We start from the raw sequence: 21,053 nt of genomic DNA, 5'->3' as shown, positions 1-21,053 counted from the left end.
ACCTCACTCCGAAGCGTTGGCGACTGACGGCGACAGGCGCGTCAATCCAGTGAAACCCGCCAGCGTCAGGCTGCCATCGGCGGCCTGGATAACGCTGGAGACGGGCTTGCCGAGCGGTTTGCCATAGGGCACAAGCGTCGCGCCGGACGGGTTGTCGGTGCGAAACAAGGCGCCACTCTGATTGACCAGCAACAACTGGCCGTCGTCGGTACGAATGGCATCGCTGAACGACACCGGCATCGAGACCGGTGCAGGCTGAAAGCTTTGGCCCAGGTCACTCGAGACAAACGCATTGCCCTTTAACCCGGCCACCAGCAACACACCGTTGTCGCCCGTTTGCGCGGTGAAGAAGCTCCCGGTGTAAGGACTGTCCAACGGCGTGAATGAATGGCCGGCGTCGTCGGAACGAGCGAGGTAGCCCTGCTCTCCCGCCAGAAACCAGTGCTGTCCCTGTTGAGTGATCGCAGACAAGTGCGCACCCATCGGGTTATCAATGTCCCCCATGATGGAATGCCAGGTGGTGCCGCCATCGTCGGTTCGGAAGGCAAGGCCATACGCACCCACGATCAGGCCGTGTCGGTCGTCAACAAATTGCACAGCGAGAAACGGCTTGTCAGCCCCATCGCTGGCCAGTCGTTCAGCCGTTTGCACCCGTGCGGCGGCGGCAACCTGATCGTTGGCCGATGGCAGTTGCTGACGAGCGCTTACCAGCTCCAGCTGTGCGGCACGCAGGCCATCGAGTTGCACCACCCAGTGCTCTCCACCGTCATGCGTGACCAATACAACACCCGCATGCCCGACGGCCCAGCCCGTAAGGGCGTCGACAAACTGCACGGCCGTCAGGCTGACGGAAACCGGTACCGTCGCTTGACGCCAGCTCACGCCGTGGTCATCGGAAAGCAGCACGATGCCCCGCTCACCCACCGCCACCAGCCGCGCACCTGCCCGAGCCAAGTCCAGCAGCACCGCTGATTTCGCTTGTGGCGCCTGCATTGCCGGAGTATCGAGCGTGTCGCCCACCGATGCGGCATGCGCCAGGCCCAATGGCAATGCCATCAGACACATCAGCCGACCAACCACCTGACAGATTCTGTTCATTACCGACCTCGAAAAACCTTTTGAAACCGGATCAGGGTTCGCAAACCGCGACCCGGTCTTTCTCAACGAACGCCGGCACCCGCCATCGCCGCCGGTGAAAACTCGGAGGCCTTGTAGCGATCAACCATGCCGTACTGTTCCGACTGGCCGGTGTAGACGTTCTGGATAAACCAGGCGCCGGAGGTCAGGTCGTAAAAGCCCGAGGACAATTGCGCTTGTGCGGGCAGGTCAGGGAGTACCGCCGGCAACGACCACAACGTCTTGGCGAGCTGGCCGTTGGCATCCCAACGGTCGCCCAACATGGCTTGCCAGGTGTCCTCATCAAGGTAGTAGCGGCCCTTCGGCAACTGGTGACGCTTACCCGGTGCCAGGTCCGCTTCCACGACCCACACCCGGTGCAGCTCCCAGCGCACGTAATCCGGATTCATGTGGTGAGGGAGAAACAGGTCTTCCGGTTTGGCGGCGGTTTGCACCTTGTTCGTGTTGTAGGGGATGTACATCTCCTGCTTGCCCACGAGCTTCCAGTTAAAGCGGTCAATGCGGCCCTGGAACACGCTCAATTCGTCGAACGACATCACCCCGGCAGTCGCGGGCGTCGGCGTATCGCAGCAAGCATTGGGCAATTTGCGCACACGGCGTTGGCCGGTCAGATAAACGTGCGCCTGGGACAGGTCGCCGTTGATGTTGGTGCGCCCCATGATCTGCTCGCCAGCGCGTAATGGCGGACCGACGTTGAGCAGTCGGAATAGCCAGTAATCACCGGCAAACGATTCCGGCGTCCCATCCTGGTAGTAATACGGCATCTCCTGAATGGCTTGCCCGTCGGTCGTCATGACCTGCTTGCCGTCGGCAGTCATCAGGTAATGCCGGAAATGCATCGATACCGAGGTGCCACGCCAATTCAGTACGTGGTTCCACATGGCTTCGGCGCCGTTTTGCGGGATCGGAAACGGAATGCCGCCAAACGCGCCTTGAGGTACCGGGCCAGCACTGCTGTCCACCAGCTTGGCGCGCGTGGCGTTTTTCAGGGTGTTGTCATACACCCATTGCGGTGCGGCAGCCGTACGACGTGTCGGGTAAACGTCGATGCGATACGTGTCCGGGAAACGCTTGAACATCTCCTTGGTGCCATCGCTGAGTTTGCCAGCGTATTGGGCGAGATTTTTTGACGTGATGCTGAACAACGGCTTGTCTGCCGCGAACGGGTCGCTACGCTTGCCGCCTTCCTTGTACGACGGATCGACCTTGGTGTAACCACCGTCCCATGCGGGAATCGAGCCGTCAGCGTTACCGGCGCGCTCGGCACCGAACGGTGTCAGACTCTTCGACAGCTTGGCCGCGTCTTCAGCCGTTGCCGCCAGCGTCACCTGGCTGAAAATGGCCAGGCTACCCAGCAGTGCGAAGCAAAGCGCTTTGAGCTTGAAAGCTCCGATTTTGTTGTTGTGAGTCATGCGCAAGTCCTCTTAAAACGTGGTCTTGACGGAGAAAGCCAGGTAGTCCCGGTCTTTCAGCGATTGCTTGTAGTTGAACTGGCTGGCCGCATTGAGGTTGGTGTCCTCGGGGCCGTAGTAATGCGTGTAGGTCAGGCCGGCGGTAACGCGATCCAGGTAGGTCGCGGTAATACCGATGTTCATATCGCCGCCGTTGTCCGGGCCGAAGGAGCTGACCACGGCCGATTTACCCAGCGGGAAGTAGCTGAGACCGACAGGGATGCTGATATCGATACCGGAGAAGAACTGGCGATAAGTCGGGGTGTACACCACCTTGAAACCAAGGCCGTCATCGGTGGCATTGGGGTCAAGGGCGGCACGGTTTTTCGTGACGTTCAGGAGTCGGTTCCAGGCGATCTCACCGACCAGCCCCGACTCCCTTGCGATGAAGTTCGGCCCGAACGAGGCCAGGACGTTGAGGTTGACGTGAGCAGTACGGCCGACCGCGTAGAGCGCATCGTCATCGTTGTCAGCGACCACGCCAGGCAGGACGGTTTGACCGTTGGAAACCAGCGGCATGTTCCAGCGCATGGAAGCTTCACCGGCGAAGCTGTACTCGTCGACGGTGGTCGAAAAACTCGCTCCAAAGGCGCGAATGTCTTCCGGGTACACCCAGTAGTACTCGCCGATCTGGCCGGTACTGAAGTTCGGTGTACCGGTGGATGGCTTGAGGTACAGCTTGGGTGTTTTGTCGTGATACTGAATCGCGTACAGGCCGTACTCCACCGTTTCCGCGCTGTACTTCAACTGCAGGCCACCCTGCCCCGAACTTCTCGCTTCCTTGTCATTGCCATGGAAGAACGCTGCCGGGCTGCCAGGATTGCCACCGAGGAATGCAGGAAATGGCGCTCCCACGATCAAGCGTTCGTTGCCTTCACCAATGGTGTCGCTGGTGGAAAAGTAACTACCGGCCCCCGGCAGGCGCGTCTCTTCCCACTCGAGTTGGTAGTAAGCGCCGAGCGACACATCATCTGTCAGCTGGAAGGTCCCCGACAGTTGATTGACCGGGCGGGTGATTTCCTTGAACTGGGTGTTCGGTACGGACTGCGCCTTCACCACATCGACCGGTCCCATGCCACCGGCAATGCCGTTGGCACCGAAGAACAGGCTCTCGCCCCAGATCAAGCCGTGGCGACCGGCACGCACGGACGTGGCGTGATCGGCCAGCTCACCGTTCCAGTACACGAACGCATCGAGCAATTCGCCGTCGCCGCCATGCAGGTGACGGGTGTCGTCGGTGAATTCGTCATAGGCCACCGAACGCGCGTTGGCCCGTGCCGGATCGTCATTATCGTTGTCGTTCTGGTATTCGGTGTCGTACCAGGCGGCGCCGCTGAGGCGTGCGCCGACGTTTTTGAACGACATATCCAACTCGGAGAGGATGTCCGTACGGTTGGAAATCAGACCCTTTTTGAAAGCCCGATCGCCATCGTCCTGATTGAGTGCCACCTGCCCCTCGGTCAGTTTGCTGCCGGGATTCTGGGTTCGCCAGGCGGCGCTGTACTTCACCGTGTTATCCCAGCGCAGGTTGAAATCCGGATTGCCGGTATCCACCTGAAAGGCATGGGCAGCCTGGCTGCACAGCACCAACGCGGCGGCCAATGTGAAACCAAAGGGTGCAGACGTGCAGACCGGGCGGCGCGCAAGCGTCGCAGTCGTGGAGCTAACCATCGCGTTAACCTCTTGTTTTTATAGTGGTAACAGCTGCGGATGACGGAGCTTTTGAATCAGATGGGCTCTGCCGTGCGCGCCAGCATCTGCTTGACCAGGCCGATACGGTCGAATGCACGGTCGTGTTGCATTTCCTTGTCTCCAGCCAGTACAGAACTCTCGCTGATGTACTTGCAGCGCTCGAACCGGCGCGTCATGAAGCGCTGGAGCTGTTGCTCGACGCTGCCGTCGCGGGTCAGTTCTTCACTGAGCACGATGGCATCTTCAATCGCCATGCCGGCCCCTTGGCCAAGGTGCGGCGTAGTGGCGTGTGCAGCGTCGCCAATCAGCAGGACGCGACTGCGATACCAGGGCTCATCGACGAAGACCACTTCCATCGGCTTGTAGACCACCTGGCTGCTGTCGGTGATTTGTTGGCGCAGCTCACCGATGAGGCCGGTGAAACCCTGTAGGCGTTGGCGCATCTGATCGGCCAGCGTCGTCGGGTCCATCCACGGGTTGGACGGTTCGTGGGACGTGAGAAACAGGTACATCAGGTCACCCGCCAGCGGCACCAGGCCGGCGTTGCCTTCGGCGCTCTGGTAGTTGGCGAGGTGATCGATCTGAGGATCACGCGGGAAGTTGTAGCGCCACACCGACTGGCCGGTGAAACGCGGGGTGTAGGTGTCACCAAACAGCAAATCGCGAACCCTGGAGAACAGACCGTCGGCGCCGACGACCAGGTCGTAGGCAGCGCCAGTGCCATCGGTGAACACTACATCGACGCTGTCGCCTTTATCGTCCAGGGATTCAACGCTCAGGCCCAGGCGTACTTGCGCGCCCAGTTCCAGCGCCGTTTCACTGAGGACCTTGTGCAATGCCAGGCGTGAAATGCCCACGTTGGCCGGGTACGCAGGCCCTGCCAGTCGTTGACCGGGGATGCGCGCCAGTTGCTGGCCGGCCGGGCCATAGATGGCGACGTCTTCGAAGGCATACGCCGCATCGAGATACCCATCCAGCACACCCAGTTTGGCCATCTCGCGGACAACGTTGCTTTGCTGGATGATCCCGACGCCGTACACCGTCCACTCCGACTTGAGTTCGATCAGATCGACTTCAATGCCCTTGCGTCGCAGTGCAATGGCGGAACACAAGCCACCAATACCACCGCCCACGATCAGAACTTTGTTCACTGCACTCATGGTTTTCTCACTTTTTTATTCTTGTGATTCGATACAGCGTCGGGCACTGCGTCGTTAGGTTCAGCTTCCCGCCAAAGCAGGGATTTGACTAATCGCGAGTAGGGATGCGATGTATCTCCAAACGCGATACCTCGAGGTGGGTCGATGCGCACTCCGTGTCGGGCATTTGCAGCACCAGCCAGCCCTCCTCCAAACGCCACCGCAACGCCTCCAGTGTCTGGCCCAGACAGGGGCCGTAGACGCATTCACCCGTGCTCGGCAGAAACTGTGCACCGTGCGCGTAACAGACAATCAACTGGCCGTCGGCCGATAAAAAACGATCCTTGCGGTACTCCAGGCGCACATCCAGATGCGGGCAGCTGTTGCGATAAATCCGCACCTGTCCCTCGTGCAGCAAAGCAAAAACACTGTCCCTGCCGCGCTGCAATGGATCGAATCCACGCGCCTGCCCTTGCGCTAGCTCGTCCAGCCGGCACAGGAAAAAATCCCTTTGGCTCCTGGCTGACATCTGCACTCAACCTTGCTTGGGTGGTGGACCGCCGGGTGCCCATTTTTCTTTTGAGCTGAACAGAAACAGTTGCGAGTTATCGGCTGACAACGGTGCGCGACGGGCCTCCCAGGCGTCATCGTGTTTGTCCATGTCGGCGTCGTATTCAATATGGCAACCGAGCGGACTGTTGAAGTACCAGAACCAGTTGGAGCCAAAGAGGTGACGGCCAGGGCCCCAGAAACTGGTCCAGCCTTTTTGCTCGAAACGAGTACCGGCCAACAGCACTTCGGTGCCACTGCCCATGTGAAAAGTGAAGTGCTCGCAGCCCTTCATGTGTGGCGGGGTCTGAATCATGAACAGGCAATGGTGATCATCGGAACCTGCCGGGCGCATGAAAGGGCCGGCGCCGATGAAGGTGTCCGTGGTCCGAAAGCCCAGGCGCTCGGCATAGAACGCTTCAGCCTTGGCCGCGTCGGGGACGAAATACACCACGTGGGACAAGGTGCGGGGCACCGCGCTCATGTCGAGGGTGATGCCGGGCTGGTTCAGCGGGCGTTGTGGCGCATGACCGGCGGCGTTGGTCAGGTCGCCCGGGGCGTCGTACGCCTTGCGCACGGTGACCTGGAAAGCGATCGCGAAACCCATGTCATCGACGCTGTGCAGCACGCCGTTTTCCCGGGAGACCTGGCGGTCTCGCGCCAACTCGTCCTCGATGGCGTCGAGGTCCGCCGCGCTGGCAACGCCGTAGACGGTTTCGCGAATCGACGGCGCCGGGCCGATGGCCGCCGGAAGGGTCGGATCGTCTGCACGGCGAATGATCACGGCCGTGCCGTCCAGTGCTTCAAAACGCCCGCCATCGCTGTCGACGTCAACCGGCGCAAGGCCGTAGTCACGCAGGCAATCGGTACAGGCTTGGATGTCATCGACGCCAAAGATCAGGGCATCAAGGCCAATGATGTTCATGGCTTACCACTCCATTGAAATTATGATCCGGAGACTGCTCGACCAGGCCGTTCAGCTGCGCATGGAATCCGGTGGTGGTGTCGGCCAGAGGTCCGACTGCGGCGAAGATTGACGCGCGGTTTGGCAACTGACTAATCGCGAGTGGGGATGCGACCTATCGGCAAACGCGATACCTGATGGCGCGGGATGGCCGCGTGAAGGCGGGGTTGACGGGACGATCAATTCACCGGAATGTATCGTGAAAATAAATACAACAGTGGGCATGCCTGATGCGCTTCAACCACCTGGATCTCAATCTGTTGGTGGCACTTGATGTGTTGCTCGAAGAGCAGAACATCACCCGTGCCGCCGAACGCCTGCACATGACTCAATCCGCAACCAGTGGCGTGCTCGGACGTCTGCGCAGTTATTTCGAAGACGAACTGTTGGTGCAGGTGGGGCGCAAGATGCAGCCCACGCCTTATGCCCAGGAGCTCGCCAAACCGATCCGCGAAGTGCTGCTGACGATTCAGTCCTCGATCACCGCCAAGCCGGTGTTCGACCCCACCACCAGCAAGCGCCACTTTCGCCTGGTGACCTCGGATTACCTGATCAGCGTGCTGTTTGCCCAGGTGATCCAGAAGATCCATCAGGAAGCGCCGAACATCACGTTCGAGATGCTTGGCCCTGGTGACAACTCCGGTGAATTACTGGTTCGCGGCGAAGTCGACCTGATGATCGTGCCTGAGCGCTACATCATCGAGGGTCACCCTCACAAGCTGCTGTTCGAAGAAGAACACGTCTGCGTGGTGTGGGACGGCAATACTCAGGTCGGCGATAGCCTGAGCCTTGAACAGTACATGGACATGGGCCACGTCTCCGTCGGTTTTGGTCGCACCCGGCACTTGAGCATCGAAGAGTGGTTCATGAATCAATACGGCTTCAACCGCCGTATCGAGGTCATCACCAATGACTTCAACACCCTGCCGCAACTGGTCGTCGGCACTCAACGCATCGCCACCATGCACCAGCGTCTGGCGCGGTTGTATGCCGAACACCTGCCGCTGCGCATCCTCAATCCCCCTGTGAAAATCCCTGTCATGCGCGAGGTCATGCTGTGGCACCGCAGCGTGGACGGCGACCCGATGCACCGCTGGTTGCGCGAGCGAATCAGCGAATTCATCCAGCATCTGGAGCACGATCATATCGCCGCGCGCGATACCTCTCATCCCGAGTCACGATTGGTCAATTAGCCCGAGCGTCCTTAACGTGCCTTGTGAACGCTCAAGGCAACCAAAAGGACAACAACAATCATGTTCCGTTATTTCCCGACCAATTACGTGTGGAATCTCTCCGTCGACCTGGCCATCGAGATGGGCGCCCGCATAGGTGAAATCGAAGAGATGTGCGCGCCGCTGCAAGAAGCCGCCCAGCAGCCCGACGCCGCCGGAACCAAGGCGTTTCGCGAAACCTGGGCCAAGATGGCCGACAAACTCTGCGGCCTGGCCGAGGAAGATGAAGGTAACGGCCGTCTTCTTTCAGCGGGTGAAAAGTACAACCGCGCGGCCACTTATTACCTCACGTGCGAACGACTTCAGGCCCACGGCGCGCCCGGCCGTACCGAGTTGTACCAGCGCTTTTTGCAGACCTTCAAACGCGGTATCGAACTGTCGCGGGAGAACTGCGAGCGCGTCGAAATCCCCTACGAGGGCGCACACATTTCCGGTTTGCTGGTGCGTGCCGAAGGCGTGACCGGCCCCGCCCCGATCCTGGTGCAGGTCAATGGACTGGACTCGACCAAAGAAATGAAATATCGCGTCGGACTGCCGGCGTGGTTGGCAAAACGTGGTGTCTCATCGTTGATCATCGACCAGCCCGGGACAGGCGAAGCCCTGCGCCTGCATAACCTGATTGCCCGTTTCGACAGCGAGCATTGGGCCAGTCGCGTGGTCGACTGGCTGGAGACCCGTAGCGACGTGGATGCCAAACGCATTGGCCTGGAAGGTGTTTCTCTGGGCGGCTATTACTGCCCGCGTGCCGTGGCGTTTGAACCACGGTTTGCCTGCGGTGTGGTGTGGGGCGCCAACCATGACTGGCGCGATGTACAGAAACGTCGTCTGGAGAAAGAAGGCAGCTTCCCCGTACCGCACTACTGGGCGCACGTGCAGTGGGTGTGGGGTGCAAAGGATATGGATGAGTTCATGGCGATTGCCGAGAACGTGCACCTGGACGGCGTACTGGACCGCATCAAGGTTCCGTTCCTGGTGACCCACGGTGAAAAGGACTCGCAGATCCCGCTGAAGTGGGCACAGCGTACGTACGAGCAACTGGTCAACAGCCCCAAACGTGAACTGAAGATCTTCACCGAACGCGAGGGTGGCGTGCAGCATTCGAGTTTTGACAACAGCATCAACGCCGGTCAGTACATCGCAGACTGGGTTGCTGAAAACCTGGGTGGCCATACGGCTTGACCGGACTGGTGCAGGAGCTGGCTAGCGGCGATGGCGGCCTCACAGCCGCCACATCTCTCGCGGCCGTACTTGATCGACTGTGGGAGCCAGCCTGCTGGCGAGGGCGGCCTGACAGCCGACCTCTTGTTTGTTGACCGCGTACATATCCATTGCTGCGGTAACGGCCACTTATGGTTTCGCTCTTACAGCGAGTCACTTGGAAGTGCCTGTAGGAGCAAGCTTGCTCGCGATGGAGGTCAACGATGATGCGGGGAGCCTGACACCCCGCAGTGCTCTCAGGTTTTTCGCGAGCAAGCTCGCTCCTACAGGGTCCCGCCGCGATGGGGCAAGGAAAATCTAAAGCCAAAGCAACGGCAACGGCAACGGTGGGCTTCTTAAGATTTTGAGTGTTCACAGCAAAACGCCGGAAGTCCTTAGGGGCTCTCCGGCGTTTTCATTGAGCGTTGAATGAACTCAGTCAGGTGCACGCGTTCCATGGAACGAGCTGATCTGCCAACCCTCTGCACCGAACGCCCAGACCTGGGTGGCAAAGCCCTCGCCGCGAATCGACTGGTCGCCGCCGCGCTTGCGCAAGGTGTTGCATTGCGTACCGGTCATCACTGCCAGGTGTTCGCCGTAGAAGCGGATCTGCAATTCGCCACGTTCAATGTCCAGATACTGCACGGCGCTTTTGGCGTACTCCAGGTAGTCCGCCTTGCCTTGCACCAATCCGGTGGTGTGCACGTACACCAGGTCATCGGCGAACAGCTCGGCGACGCGTGGGTAGTCTTCTTCGACCAGAGCCCGGCGGCGTTCCTGCTCAAGTGCCAGGAGTTCGGTTCTTGCAGTTGCGGTGGTCATGGGACGGCTCTCTGTAGGTGATGAACGCGCACCATAGACGTGCGATACAGCCGGTAAAAAATCGTCGATCGCGATGCCAGCCATCTCGACTCGCGATACCCGCCTCCTGATCTCCCTCAGCGCTGCCAAGGCCCCGCCCGTGTTGGGCTTGAGCACCTATCGACGCCATCAATACCCGGCCATTGATGCAAGTTGATGGTGGCTACCAGGGTCCTGCCCTAGCTTCGCGTGCATAACAATTCGCAAAGTGAAAACGCCATGAATGCCCTGCACCTCAAATGCCAGACCTTGTTCGACGGCACTGGCCTGAAAACCCGTCAACAGCAAACCCTGATCGTGGAAAACGGCCTGCTGTCCTATGTGGGACCGACTGCCCTCGCCCCGCCGCTGCAACCGGGAGACAACCTGCTGGACGCCGGCGACAACTTTGTCATGCCGGGTCTGGTGGATGTGCACACCCATCTGGCTTTCGGCAACGCGCAAAGCGAAGAAGACATTGATATCTGGACCAGTGACGAATTCCGCGCGTTGCGTGGCATGTTCTTCGCCCAACATGTGCTGGCCGCCGGCGTGACCAGCATGGTCTGTCCGGGTGATAGCGGCCAACTCAGCATCGCGGTGCGCAACGCAATCGCTGCCGGTTTGTTCGAGGGCCCGCGGATTGCTGCCAGCAGCCGGGTCATCACCAATCGACAGAGCCTCAACGACTGGTTCCCGAGCCGCATGGGTGCACCGGAATTTTTCACTGCGCGCCTGGTGACCAGCCGCAGCGAAGCGTTGGCTGAAATCCGCAAACAGGCCAAGGATGGCGTCGACCTGATCAAGATCGCCATGGACGGTACCCACCGTCGCTCGAATGGTGAAATCATCGCCGCGTTCACCGCCGAAGAAACCTGTGAGATGGTGCAAGAAGCCCATCGCCTGGGCTGTAAAGTGGCGACCCATGCCTATGGCCGTGAGGCGGTGATGTACGCCGCACGCGCCGGTGTCGACCTGGTGTTCCACGCCTTTTACATGGACGACGCGTGTATCGAGGCGCTGCTCGAAGCCGGCAGCATCCTTGCGCCGACCATGACCTTCCCACAAAACACCGTGGACTTCTGCCAACCCCACGACCCGGCCATCAGCACCGGTTACGCGGGCTACTGTGCCCGCACCCTGGAAGTCGGTTCGGCAGTGCTCAAACGTGCCAAGGCCGCTGGCGTGCCTTTCGCGTGTGGCAGCGACAGCGGCTTCGCGGTAACGCCTTACGGGGAGTGGCACGCGCGTGAGCTGGAACTGTTGGTCACCCGACTGGGCTTCACACCGGCAGAAGCGTTGTATGCCGCCACGGCGGTCGGGGCACGTTGCATGCCTCGCGGTGAGACGATCGGTTCCCTCGAAGTGGGCAAGCAAGCGGACTTCTTGCTACTCGACGGCTCCCCCTTGCACGACATCCGCATTTTACAAGACCGCTCTCGCCTGAAAGCCGTGTACAAGGCCGGCCAGCCTGTACGTATGGAACGCAGCCCCTACAACCCCAAACAAGTATCCGATTTCAACTCGTTGAAATGGACTGACCTGTACACGCGAGACCGCGTCACCCAATTGAGGAAGTGGGCACAATGAGGACCAACACCCTGCAGCAACTCGACTTGATGACCGCCACCGACCTCGCCAGTAACGCCATCCGCATCGCCCGGGAAACGGGCATCAACCCCCTGGCGGTTGCCGTGCTGGATGCCGCGGGTCATCCGCTGGCTGTCCTGCGAGATGAAGGTGCGAGTTTCCTTCGACCACAAATCGCCACTGGCAAGGCAAGGGGGTGCCTGGGAATGGGCTTTGGCGGACGCGAACTTGCCCGGCGCGCGCAAGCGATGCCGGCGTTCTTCGACGCCATCAACAGCCTGACCGGCGGCGGGGTCATACCCGTCGCCGGGGGTGTGCTGATCCGCAACGCCGAAGGACTGATTCTGGGCGCCATTGGCATCAGTGGTGACACTTCGGACAACGACGAACGATGCGCTTTGCACGCTATTGCACTGGCTACGCTAGTGGCGGACAACGGTGATCAGATCGTGCGCTGATCAAGCAACGCGGCCTGCTCCGACAACAGGCCGCGAAACCAAACCATGGCCGGGTCATGGTTCTGATAAGGATGCCACTGCAGGACTTGAACGGCGTCGGGAAATGCGAGCGGTGCCGAGAGAATACGCAGTGGGTAATGTTGAGCAAAGCGCTGCGCCTGTCGTCGAAATACGGTGGCAATGCGTGCAGTACCGATGATGAATTCCGGTATCAATACGAAGCTTTCAAGAGCCACCGCCACTCGGCGTTGAACGCCCACCTCATGCAAATGCGCAGCGTCCATCGCCAGGTTTCGGCCATCGGCAAATTCACGAACCACGTGCTCAGCGTTGCAATAATCGGCCAGGCTCAAACCGTCGCGGAACCGGGTTTGCCCAGCGCAGACGATGCAACAGAGCTGGTCGTTCATCAGCGGTACATGGGGGTAAGCCGGGTTCAATCGTCGCTGAGGCACAATCACACAATCACTGCGGCGATAATCGAGCGCTTCGCTGACCACGTCGCCGTCACGCGGTACAGGCATGTCCCGCAGACTCAAGCGCACACCTGGTGCGATTCGAGCCAGTTCAAGACTGACGGCTGGCAGCAGCACCCCGGCCACGTAGTCGGACGCCACCAACGTGAAGTGTCGAACGCAGCTGGCCGGTTCAAAGTTGACCGGTGCATCGACAATTTCCCGGGTCAGTGCCAGCGCTTCACGCACTTTTGGAAGCAGCGTCAGACCTAATGCAGTGGGCTCCAGTCGCCGCCCAACCTGGGCCAGCAATGGATCATTGAAATGCTCACGTAAACGTCCCAGCGCCGAACTGGTTGCCGATTGCCCCAGGCACAATCGCTCGGCAGCCCTGCTGACGCTGCATTCACTCAGCAACGCTTCCAGCGCGACAAGCAAGTTCAAGTCAAGCCGTCGATAACGCATGTTGTGTCCAGTTTTGGTTGATCGGTATTTGAATGACGGCCCTGATCGCCCCCAGAGCATGAGGTCATAATCGTCCACTCCCTGGACGTACTTCACGTGTCGCGGTGAAATGCCCCAACCGCTTCACCAAGGCTGACACTTAGCCGCTGCAAGTTGCCATTGGCCATTTCCAATCGAGCGCACTCCTCAGCATTTCGCTCTACTACCCAGTCGACTTGACCAAGCGCTGCATCCACTCGGCAGGCTATGTCATGTTGCGATGCTGTAGCTTGGGCAATGCTCTGTCCGCTCTGCTCAACACGGGAGATGGCCTCGGTAGTCGCGTCCAGGACCTGGCTTGCGCGCACAGTCAGTTCAACGCCTTCGGCAGTCAGTCGCTGGCTATCGCAAAGACTGGCTGCGGTGTCGCCGGTGACCTTCCAGAGACGCTGAATCATGCTGTCGATTTCGCCGGTCGACGCTCGCGTTCGACTGGCGAGGGCCCTCACTTCGTCCGCCACTACAGCAAAACCGCGCCCCTGCTCACCGGCACGGGCTGCTTCGATGGCGGCATTCAAAGCCAGTAGATTGGTCTGTTCGGCGAGAGCGCTGATCACATCAAGCACACCGGTAATAGCCTGGCTTTCGGTCTGCAGCAGTTGCATGGAATTGGCACTGTTGGTCATTTCCCGCGACAGTTGCTGAAGGCTTCGACTCGCCTGCCTTACCAGATCGTCACCGCTATGAATCAGAGTGCAGGCTTCACCCAGGCTTGCCTGGCTACCCGCGACTTGCGAGTTGACCTGTGCGGTGGCGCGGGTCATATGCTTCATAGCCTCAACCACCTCGGCGGACTGTTCGCGCTGTGCACGCACGCCCTGTCCGGTGCGATCAACCATTGCACCCAGAGACACGGCGGCATCGTCCAGCTGTTGCACATCGCTGCCGATTCGCCCCACAAGACGGCGAAGCGCCTGCAACATCAGGTCAATAGCGTTGCCGAGCTGGCCCAACTCATCTTTGCGATCAATCAGCGCGGGGCGATCCTTCAGATTACCGGCGGCCACCCGTTGCGCCAGACCTAGCATTATCTTCAAGGGAACGACAATTGAACGCTGGATCAAAAGGCATGCACCGATGCTGAGCAATGAAGCAAGCAGCACAATCGCAGCCAGTTGCAGATCCAGACGTTTTCGAAGTAACTCATAAGAGTGCGCAGCCTTCGCGCGTTCGCTTTCCAACAGCGTCGTCACTTGCTCAGCCGAGACCGACATGCTCACTTGTTGTGTCATGGCCTGCTCACCGCTGCTGGCAAAACCCAGAAAAGCCTTCCTGTACTCGGTCAACGCTGCGCTGGCTTCTTCCAGTGCGCGACGACGATCGCCTTCCAGTTGTGAACTCAGGGTAGCCAACGCACTGACAAGCTCGTTGATGCGATTGACCCAATCGTCGCGATAACTGTTTTGCGGATCCAGGGAGAAATACAGTTCGCTGTCACGCAGATTGGCCAAGCGTTCGCGTAATGCAGCCGCGCCTTCCAATTGCTGCATTGATTGCGCATCGGGCAGGACCTGTTGTTCAAGATTGAGGTTGATATCGTCCAGCTGGTCGAGGAAGACTTCGCTGAAACGCTGCCCTGTCGTTTCCGCCAGCTCTTGCATGCGCAGCCTTGCCCGAATCGCCTGCTGGCGCGCCTCGGCATAGGCCTGAAACGCCTTCAGGTAACGATCGGATGATGTCGCGAGCGCCTCTATGAAGTCCTCTCCCAAAAGAGGCGTCGGCCCGACCTGTAGCAGGCGTAAAGAGTCCTCGACCTGCGCAGCGGATTCTCGTGACGGCAGCAAACCGAAATCCTTTTCTGCAAGTCGCGCCTGGGCCAGACCGGCTTTCTGGCGATCCAGCTCCCGTAACTGCAAGGTACTCGATTGCGTGACCCGCACTGAATACCAAGCGGTGAGCGCCATGCCCATCGTGCAGATCAGAACCAGACCGAAACCGAGTGACAATTTGCCACCGACACTGAGACGGTTCAGCAAAGCACCCAATAGAGGGCTTCTCACTTGCTCGACCTGGACGCGGCGATAAAGCGATTAGCCATCGACCGAACCCTTTATTGTTTTAATTGGGGTCAAAGGTTGACGTGACACAGGGGAGCTGACCAATCGCTTGTCGGGATGCGACCTATCGGCAATCGCGATACCTGAAAAGTCGGTAACGCGGCGCCGGTCGAAGGTTCAAGCGTCTTGCGGGTCGTACTCGTTCACGTGGGTGACCTGGGAATGCAGCCGGCCCAACAACTCGACGAGGGTGTCCACTTCCGAGGCAGAGAGCCCGCTGAGCAAGCGCCGCTCTCGCTCCAGTGCAACCTTCAATACTCGTTCGTGCAAGGCTTTGCCGCTGTCCGTCAAGCTGACGGTGTAGCGCCGTGCATCCGTCGAATCCACTTGGCTGCGAATGTGCCCTGCTGCTTCCAGGGACTGGAGTGAGCGACTGACCGCGCTCTTGTCGAGCCCGATCGTCTGACAGATTCGGTTGGCGGTGATGTCATTTTCAACGGCGAGCATCGAAAGCATTCGCCACTCGACCACACCGATACCGAAGTGTTTGCGATAGCAATGCGAGGCCCCGGCAGAGAGTTTGTTGGACAAAAAATTCAACAGGGCTGGGACATAACGCGTCAGGTTCAGTTGGGATTCTGCGGACATTCGGTGAACACCTATCGGCGGAGCTTTTGAATATTAGTTGACACCGCAACTAAATAATCGGAGGATTTCTCAACCGAACGTCACGGGCGATTCGCTGCATGATATGCCGTCGCCGTGCCTCATAAAAATAATTATCAGGTGTTGGTCATGAAGCCCTCCAATCTCGTCGCCTTCTTCTTCCTCGCGCCAAAACCCGGCTGATCCGTCCCCGGCCAGTGCTCTAACCAATGCATTTTTTTCAGCAGCCACTTCAATGTGGAGGGACAAGTCATGCTTCAAGTCAACGTCACTCGCAAAGCAGACGAAGCCGAGGGCATCTGCAGTTTCGAATTATGTGCGGCCGATGGCAGTACGCTGCCAGCGTTCGAGGCCGGGGCCCATATCGACATTCACATTGCCGATGGCCTCACCCGACAGTACTCCTTGTGCAACGACCCAAGGGAACGTCACCGCTACCTGATCAGTGTGCTTAAAGACCCGAGCTCACGGGGCGGCTCCATCGCCATGCACGAGCAGGTACGGTCAGGGCAAACACTGACCATCAGCGCTCCGCGTAACCTTTTTCCGCTTGATAGCTCGGCGCAACGACACCTGCTGTTTGGCGGAGGCATCGGCATCACCCCCATGCTGGCCATGGCTTGGGAGCTATCGCATCAAGGGGTCGACTTCGAGTTGCACTACTGCTTCCGTTCAAGCCAACGCGCAGCGTTCGTGCAGATGCTTGCTCAGACCCCTTTCGCTGATCGCATAAGGTTGCATGACGACAGCGGCCCCCACATCCAGAAGCTCGATGCGTCTGCCCTGCTGAAAACCCCAGATGACGTCACCCATCTTTATGTATGCGGGCCGGCCGGATTCATGAATTACATCCTCGATGCCGCGCAGAGCGCTGGGTGGCCGCAGGGCCGGGTACACAAAGAGTTCTTCGCCGCAGACCCGATCGATCAAAGCGCCAATGCGCCCTTCGAAGTTGAACTGGCAAGCAATGGCCAGGTTTTTCGGATCCCTGCCGAACGTACGGTGTTCGAAGTGCTCGACGAGGCTGGCATAGCGATCGAGTCATCTTGCGAACAAGGCGTCTGCGGCACCTGCGTAACCCGCGTACTGAAGGGTATTCCGGAACACCGGGACAAATTCCTGACGGTGGTCGAACACGCCGCAAACGACCGCTTCACCCCCTGCTGCTCACGCGCCAGATCATCGCGCCTTGTTATCGATCTGTGATTTCAAAAAACAACAACATCAACCGTGCCTTCTGGAGAACACCATGAACACCTCCACTCTCCAACACCTTGCCGAAGAAATTCCGGCGCCTGCCTTGCCCAGCTTTCCCCTCAACCAGTGGTACGTCGCCGCCCTGGGTTGGGAGTTGAAGGACAAACCGGTGGGTCGGACATTGCTCAACAAGCCTGTGGTGCTGTTTCGCAAAGCCAACGGCGAGGTCGCGGCGCTGGAGGACCGCTGCTGCCACAGGGCAATGCCACTGTCGCACGGCACGCTCGAAGCATCGGGCATTCGTTGCGGCTATCACGGGTTGCTGTTCGATGACCTTGGAAAATGCGTCGAAATTCCGGGTCAGGACAAAGTCCCGAGCAAGGCCAGGGTTCCTGCTTATCACGTACGTGAGCAGGACCAGATCGTGTGGATCTGGTTTGGCAGCGTGACTCAACCTGAGCCGAACTGTGAGCCTCCGATTTACCAGGTTCACAGCAACGGCAAATACCTGTTTGACGGCAGCGTGTACCACTACAACGCGCCTTATCAACTGATTCACGACAATCTGATGGACTTGAGTCACCTGGGGTATGTCCATCTGCACACCATCGGTGGCAACGCCAGCATTCACATGAATGCGCGAATGAATGTGGAAAGTGATGACAACGTCGTCAGAGTCGTGCGCCACATGCCGGACTCTGTTCCACCGCCCACTTATACGGCCGCCTACCCATTCAAAGGTACCGTGGACCGCTGGCAGGAAATCGAATTTCACGTCAGTCATCTGCGTATCTGGACCGGTGCGGTGGATGCTGGTACCGACTCACTGGATAACCCCGATCGCGGCGGCTTCCACATGCGCGGATTCCACGGCGTAACGCCAGAGACCGACACCACCACTCACTACTTCTGGACCATTGCAACCAACCCGGCGAGTGACCCGGAAGCCATCAAGGCCAAGGTCGTTGAACAAACCATCCTGACCTTCGATGAAGACAAGGAAGTGATTGAAGCCCAATACCAGAACATGTGCCGGTTCGGTGCGCGCCCGATGATCGACATACACGTCGATGTCGGCGCCAATCGCGCCCGCCGGATCATCGAGCAACTCCGCCAATCCACCTGTTGAGTCCTTCAAACCAGACTCAACGCTCCCGGAATTTTTGCTGCTCCGAAGGCAGCACTTTGCACCGCTACATAACAACAACATTCCTCGAGGGAAAAAAGCATGTCAGGCAATCGTGGTGTGGTGTATCTCGGCGCTGGCAAGGTCGAAGTACAAAAAATCGACTATCCGAAAATGCAGGACCCGCGCGGTCGCAAGATCGAACATGGGGTCATTCTCAAGGTAATTTCCACCAACATCTGCGGCTCCGACCAGCACATGGTACGCGGTCGCACAACGGCTCAAACCGGCCTGGTGCTGGGTCATGAGATCACCGGTGAAGTGATCGAGAAAGGCAGCGACGTCGAGAACCTGAAAATCGGTGACCTGGTGTCCGTACCGTTCAACGTGGCTTGCGGGCGCTGCCGCTCCTGCAAGGAGCAACACACCGGCGTCTGCCTGACCGTCAACCCGGCCCGCCCCGGTGGTGCTTACGGTTATGTCGACATGGGCGACTGGACCGGTGGCCAGGCCGAATATGTGCTGGTGCCATACGCCGACTTCAACCTGCTGAAACTGCCGGATCGCGACAAGGCCATGGAGAAAATCCGTGACCTGACGTGCCTCTCCGACATCCTGCCGACCGGTTACCACGGTGCCGTCACTGCTGGCGTCGGCCCGGGCAGTACTGTCTACATTGCTGGCGCCGGTCCTGTCGGCCTGGCCGCTGCCGCCTCGGCGCGTCTGCTCGGTGCAGCAGTGGTGATTATCGGCGACGTCAACACCATTCGCCTGGCCCACGCCAAGGCGCAAGGGTTTGAAATCGTCGACCTGTCCAAAGACGCGCCGCTGCACGAACAGATCGCCGCACTGCTGGGCGAACCGGAAGTGGATTGCGCAGTGGACTGCGTCGGCTTCGAAGCCCGCGGCCACGGCCATGACGGCGTCAAACACGAAGCCCCGGCTACCGTGCTCAACTCGCTGATGGGCGTGGTGCGGGTTGCCGGCAAAATCGGCATCCCTGGCCTCTACGTCACTGAAGACCCGGGCGCTGTCGACGCTGCCGCAAAAATGGGCAGCCTGAGCATTCGCTTCGGCCTCGGCTGGGCTAAATCCCACAGCTTCCACACCGGCCAGACCCCGGTCATGAAGTACAACCGCCAACTAATGCAGGCAATCATGTGGGACCGCATCAACATCGCCGAAGTGGTGGGCGTGCAGGTCATCAGCCTGGATCAGGCGCCTGAGGGATATGGCGAGTTCGATGCCGGTGTGCCGAAGAAGTTTGTGATCGATCCACACACATCTTTCAGCGTGCCCTGAATGACAGGCTTTCCGACCGGAGCAGGCGCGCCCGCGTCCTGAACCCGTCGCCGCCCCGGAGCCGTGTCGCCGGCTCCTTGGCGCCTTGCATGTTCCACTGACCAACAAAAACAAAAAGGTATCGACATGTACACACTGCACCCCTTGCACAGCAGGGCGGCTTTGGCTGCCCGTCGTTCACAGCATTTCTCTACCCACCGCTGCGGAGTCTGACGCCATGAGCCAGACGATTGGGCAACAGCTGGACGAGAAACCCATGGTCAGCTTCCAATGGGGCGTGATTGCGCTCTGCTTTCTGATCAACATGCTGGATGGCTTCGATGTATTGGTGATGGCCTTCACCGCGGCGTCCATTTCCGCCGAATGGGGCCTGAGCGGTATTCACCTCGGCTACCTGCTCAGTGCAGGACTGGTCGGAATGGCAATCGGCTCGTTGTTCATTGCCCCCTGGGCTGATCGCTTCGGTCGACGCCCACTCATTCTGTTGTGTGTGGGTATTACCGGGCTCGGCATGCTGGCATCTTCGAAGGCGACGTCAGCCGAGATGCTCGCGGTGTTGCGCCTGATTACCGGACTCGGCATCGGTGGCATCCTGGCGAGCAGCTATGTCATTGCGGGAGAGTACGCCAACAGGAAATGGCGCAGTCTGGCCATCAGCCTGCAATCAACGGCCTACGCACTGGGCGCAACGATCGGCGGCCTCATCGCGGCGCAGATCATTCCGTCCCTGGGGTGGCGTTCGGTGTTCTTTTACGGTGGCGTAACAACGCTGCTGATCCTGCCGATCCTTGCATTATGGCTACCCGAGTCCCTGGCTTTCCTGTTGTCTCGCCAACCCAGGCGCGCGCTGGTGCGTATCAATATCCTGCTGCAACGAGTAGCGATCACTGCCCTGGAGCAGTTACCCGCGGCGTTGCGCGAATCCAGGAAACCGCTACGCGCCACGTTTGCCGAGCTCTTCTCGCCGGCTCTGCTGCGTTCAACCTTGCTGGTGTGGAGCGCGTTCTTTCTGGTGATGTTCGGTTTCTATTTCGTGATGAGCTGGACGCCGAGGCTACTGGTTTCGGCCGGCTTGTCGAACACCCAGGGAATCACTGGGGGTGTACTACTCAACGTCGGTGGCATTCTTGGCACTTCGCTGATCGGTTTGCTGGCGGCGCGCTTTCGTTTATCCCAAGTACTGATGACCTACCTGCTGGTCAATGCAGTATTGCTGGCCGTCTTTGTGCAATTCACTGCCAACCTGACGCTGGCCTTCGCCCTGGTGTTACTGATCGGTATTTTTGTCAACGGCTGCGTCGCCGGGCTGTATGCACTTACCCCTGGCATCTACAACGCCACCCAGCGCGTTACTGGCTTGGGTTGGGGCATCGGCATCGGGCGCGTCGGTGCGATTCTCTCGCCATTAGTGGCTGGCCGACTGATCGATGCGCAGTGGCAGCCAGCCGACCTGTACCTGTTGTTCGCCCTGTCCTTCGTCCTCGCCGCCCTCGCCGTTTGGCTCTTGAAGCCGCAAAAGATGCTCCAGCTCAACACCGTCAGTAACACCTGAGTCGA

General features: G+C 59.3%; 18 protein-coding genes. 8 read left to right on the top strand and 10 right to left on the bottom strand.

Features of this window, described 5'->3' with window-relative positions:
- Positions 1 to 3: 3 nt before the first annotated feature.
- The 6 genes from GBC55_RS19730 to GBC55_RS19705 form a co-directional block, all read right to left on the bottom strand.
- Positions 4 to 1,098 carry a YCF48-related protein gene (locus tag GBC55_RS19730; protein ID WP_162438964.1) on the bottom strand — a complete coding sequence of 365 codons (1,095 nt, stop codon included), beginning with the start codon at positions 1,096 to 1,098 and terminating at the stop codon, positions 4 to 6.
- A gap of 62 nt (positions 1,099 to 1,160) precedes the next feature.
- Positions 1,161 to 2,549, bottom strand: coding sequence for a DUF1329 domain-containing protein (locus GBC55_RS19725; RefSeq protein ID WP_162438963.1), 1,389 nt, complete (start codon positions 2,547 to 2,549; stop codon positions 1,161 to 1,163).
- A 12-nt stretch (positions 2,550 to 2,561) separates the two neighbouring features.
- Positions 2,562 to 4,259, bottom strand: a complete 1,698-nt coding sequence (locus GBC55_RS19720) for a DUF1302 domain-containing protein (protein WP_162438962.1) — start codon at positions 4,257 to 4,259, stop codon at positions 2,562 to 2,564.
- 56 nt (positions 4,260 to 4,315) lie between these two features.
- The gene (locus tag GBC55_RS19715; RefSeq protein ID WP_162438961.1) at positions 4,316 to 5,440 is read right to left on the bottom strand and encodes an FAD-dependent oxidoreductase; all 1,125 of its coding nucleotides are present in this window, start codon (positions 5,438 to 5,440) and stop codon (positions 4,316 to 4,318) included.
- 88 nt (positions 5,441 to 5,528) lie between these two features.
- Positions 5,529 to 5,948 (bottom strand): Rieske (2Fe-2S) protein, encoded by a 420-nt coding sequence (locus GBC55_RS19710; RefSeq protein ID WP_162438995.1) that lies wholly within the window; start codon positions 5,946 to 5,948, stop codon positions 5,529 to 5,531.
- Between the two features lie 6 nt (positions 5,949 to 5,954).
- The gene (locus tag GBC55_RS19705) at positions 5,955 to 6,893 is read right to left on the bottom strand and encodes a VOC family protein (RefSeq protein ID WP_162438960.1); all 939 of its coding nucleotides are present in this window, start codon (positions 6,891 to 6,893) and stop codon (positions 5,955 to 5,957) included.
- A 269-nt stretch (positions 6,894 to 7,162) separates the two neighbouring features.
- On the opposite strand from GBC55_RS19705, the gene GBC55_RS19700 reads away from it, so the two are divergent.
- Together GBC55_RS19700 and GBC55_RS19695 are read left to right on the top strand one after the other, a co-directional pair.
- A complete protein-coding gene (locus GBC55_RS19700) occupies positions 7,163 to 8,125 on the top strand; it encodes a LysR family transcriptional regulator (protein WP_162438959.1) in 963 nt (320 codons plus the stop codon).
- A 60-nt stretch (positions 8,126 to 8,185) separates the two neighbouring features.
- Positions 8,186 to 9,343 carry a prolyl oligopeptidase family serine peptidase gene (locus GBC55_RS19695; protein ID WP_162438958.1) on the top strand — a complete coding sequence of 386 codons (1,158 nt, stop codon included), beginning with the start codon at positions 8,186 to 8,188 and terminating at the stop codon, positions 9,341 to 9,343.
- 453 nt (positions 9,344 to 9,796) lie between these two features.
- Here GBC55_RS19695 and GBC55_RS19690 read toward each other — a convergent pair whose 3' ends face one another.
- The gene (locus tag GBC55_RS19690; protein WP_150763097.1) at positions 9,797 to 10,183 is read right to left on the bottom strand and encodes a nuclear transport factor 2 family protein; all 387 of its coding nucleotides are present in this window, start codon (positions 10,181 to 10,183) and stop codon (positions 9,797 to 9,799) included.
- A gap of 258 nt (positions 10,184 to 10,441) precedes the next feature.
- Between GBC55_RS19690 and GBC55_RS19685 the strand changes: the two genes are divergently transcribed.
- Positions 10,442 to 11,791 carry an amidohydrolase family protein gene (locus GBC55_RS19685; protein ID WP_162438957.1) on the top strand — a complete coding sequence of 450 codons (1,350 nt, stop codon included), beginning with the start codon at positions 10,442 to 10,444 and terminating at the stop codon, positions 11,789 to 11,791.
- An 11-nt stretch (positions 11,792 to 11,802) separates the two neighbouring features.
- Positions 11,803 to 12,249, top strand: a complete 447-nt coding sequence (locus GBC55_RS19680; RefSeq protein WP_162438994.1) for a heme-binding protein — start codon at positions 11,803 to 11,805, stop codon at positions 12,247 to 12,249.
- Here the strand turns inward: GBC55_RS19680 and GBC55_RS19675 are convergent.
- From GBC55_RS19675 to GBC55_RS19665, 3 genes are all read right to left on the bottom strand, one after another.
- Entirely contained in the window at positions 12,234 to 13,169 is a 936-nt protein-coding gene (locus GBC55_RS19675; protein ID WP_162438956.1) for a LysR family transcriptional regulator, read from the bottom strand. The two genes, GBC55_RS19680 and GBC55_RS19675, sit on opposite strands and share 16 nt — an antisense overlap.
- 92 nt (positions 13,170 to 13,261) lie before the next feature.
- Positions 13,262 to 15,208 (bottom strand): methyl-accepting chemotaxis protein, encoded by a 1,947-nt coding sequence (locus GBC55_RS19670; RefSeq protein ID WP_162438955.1) that lies wholly within the window; start codon positions 15,206 to 15,208, stop codon positions 13,262 to 13,264.
- Between the two features lie 174 nt (positions 15,209 to 15,382).
- The gene (locus GBC55_RS19665; protein ID WP_162438954.1) at positions 15,383 to 15,853 is read right to left on the bottom strand and encodes a MarR family winged helix-turn-helix transcriptional regulator; all 471 of its coding nucleotides are present in this window, start codon (positions 15,851 to 15,853) and stop codon (positions 15,383 to 15,385) included.
- A gap of 270 nt (positions 15,854 to 16,123) precedes the next feature.
- Here GBC55_RS19665 and GBC55_RS19660 point away from each other — a divergent pair, with 270 nt between their 5' ends.
- The 4 genes from GBC55_RS19660 to GBC55_RS19645 all read left to right on the top strand — a co-directional run bounded on the left by GBC55_RS19660 (position 16,124) and on the right by GBC55_RS19645 (position 21,048).
- Entirely contained in the window at positions 16,124 to 17,077 is a 954-nt protein-coding gene (locus GBC55_RS19660) for a PDR/VanB family oxidoreductase (protein WP_162438953.1), read from the top strand.
- Positions 17,078 to 17,120: 43 nt separating this feature from the next.
- Entirely contained in the window at positions 17,121 to 18,197 is a 1,077-nt protein-coding gene (locus tag GBC55_RS19655) for an aromatic ring-hydroxylating dioxygenase subunit alpha (protein ID WP_162438952.1), read from the top strand.
- Between the two features lie 99 nt (positions 18,198 to 18,296).
- Positions 18,297 to 19,496, top strand: a complete 1,200-nt coding sequence (fdhA, locus tag GBC55_RS19650; protein WP_162438951.1) for a formaldehyde dehydrogenase, glutathione-independent — start codon at positions 18,297 to 18,299, stop codon at positions 19,494 to 19,496.
- Positions 19,497 to 19,713: 217 nt separating this feature from the next.
- The gene (locus GBC55_RS19645) at positions 19,714 to 21,048 is read left to right on the top strand and encodes an MFS transporter (protein ID WP_162438950.1); all 1,335 of its coding nucleotides are present in this window, start codon (positions 19,714 to 19,716) and stop codon (positions 21,046 to 21,048) included.
- Positions 21,049 to 21,053: the final 5 nt, after the last annotated feature.

The organism is Pseudomonas sp. TNT3 (assembly GCF_010095445.2).
In the GTDB taxonomy this organism is placed as follows: domain Bacteria; phylum Pseudomonadota; class Gammaproteobacteria; order Pseudomonadales; family Pseudomonadaceae; genus Aquipseudomonas.
This window is presented reverse-complemented; position numbering and strand designations above follow the sequence as displayed.